At 29.5% G+C, this 1,682-nt stretch carries 1 protein-coding gene; it reads left to right on the top strand.

The window, feature by feature from the left end; all coding sequences use genetic code 11:
- Nucleotides 1-138 precede the first annotated feature (138 nt).
- Entirely contained in the window at nt 139-1,617 is a 1,479-nt protein-coding gene (locus BM027_RS17815) for an ISLre2 family transposase (protein WP_090094510.1), read from the top strand.
- Nucleotides 1,618-1,682 lie beyond the last annotated feature (65 nt).

Below are 1,682 nucleotides of genomic sequence, written 5' to 3' on the forward strand. Positions count from 1 at the left end.
GTTAGAGTATAATTTTAGTAGGCAGAAGAAGTAATTAAAACTAGATAAAATAAAAAGGAGATGTAAAAACATCTCCATAATACATAAATTATCCATTATAATTAAGTTGTCGAGACAAAATTGAATGGAGTTGAATTTATGTATAAATTTAGTTTAAATGATAATGGTTTTACTTTCAAGGAATTAGAACAAAAAATTTATAAGATAGCTTGTGATGAAGCCTGCAATGCGTTAAGAGAAATTTTAGAATCTTTAGATGAGAAATTACTTAAGGAAAGAAATACTAAGATATACAGAAACAAAGGCTGTAAGCAAACTTGTTTGCGAACTATAATGGGAAATGTAGAATATTCTAGACGCATCTATGAATTTAATTTAGATGACGGTAAGAAGGCTACCAAGTTTCTTTTAGATGAATATCTAGGCATGGATACTGTTGGTAATGTATCAATAAACCTTGTGGAAACTATTTTAACTAACGTGTCGGAGATGTCATTTAGAAAGACATCGGAAAATATAAAAAGATCATGTAATCAAGATATTAGCGCTCAAGGTGTTTGGAATATCGTTCAAACAGTTGGGGATAAAATCAAGGACTTGGAAAACCGTAAAATTGAATTAAATAATAATGGTAATTTAAAAGGAGAGAAAGAAGTTTCAGTTTTATTTCAAGAACAAGATGGAATTTGGTTATCTATTCAAGGTAAGGATAAACCTAAAGGTAAAAGTAAAAAGAAAGAATTAAAGTTAGCAGTATCTTATACCGGATGGACTTTGCGTCCTGGTAGTAAAAAAGAATATCAAGTTGTGGATAAAACTGTTTGTGCTAGTTTTGATAATGCTAAACATTTTAAGCAACTTACTGAAGCAACTATATCAGAGAAATATAATGTGGATGAAATAGAAACAAGAATTTTAAATGGTGATGGAGCTAAGTGGATTAAAGCCACTTGTGAACAACAAGATATACATTTTCAATTAGACCCATTTCATATTAGTCAATCTATTATTCGTAAGGTAAGTGATAACAAATCAAAGAAAATATTATTAAAACTTTTTAGAGAAGGTAAGGTGGACGAAGGTTTACAAGCTATTGTAGATTTGATGATAGATAACAATAATGATGAAGTAGCTTTAAAAAAGCTTATAGATTTGTATGATTATCTTGTACATAACAAAGATGGATTAATACCATACAAGTTACGAGACAATATAAATCTGCCTGCGCCGCCGGAAGGCATTGAATATAGGCAGTTAGGTACAATGGAACATAATATTTGTGATGTATTAGCTCAAAGAATGAAAGGAAGAAAAATGAGCTGGTCTCTTAATGGTGCAAATAATTTGGCTAAAATATTAGCTGAAAAATTTAGTAATAGATTATTTGATACGATAGATAAAATTTATAGAAATATTATTCCAAGTGACATTTTGGATACCGTAGTTGCAAAGATGCCGTTAACAGTATTTCAAGCAACTAAACCTGCTAAAAAATCTAAAGTCTATACATGTGCTAGCGCACCAATTCCGTATAGAAATGCTGCGTCAACTCTTGGACGTAAAATAATAAAAGATTTATGCGGATTAAAAAGTTTTAGTGATATTAGTTACAATTAATTATTAAGTTTGGGTAGGGAAATAATAAAAACACGCTGTAAAATAATGGATGATAAATTAAATAA

Source organism: Clostridium uliginosum (assembly GCF_900112485.1).
GTDB lineage: Bacteria > Bacillota > Clostridia > Clostridiales > Clostridiaceae > Clostridium > Clostridium uliginosum.

Bases quoted from the DNA above. Each gene is read 5' to 3' on its own strand.
- BM027_RS17815 (WP_090094510.1), top strand. From the start codon at position 139: ATGTATAAATTTAGTTTAAATGATAATGGTTTTACTTTCAAGGAATTA.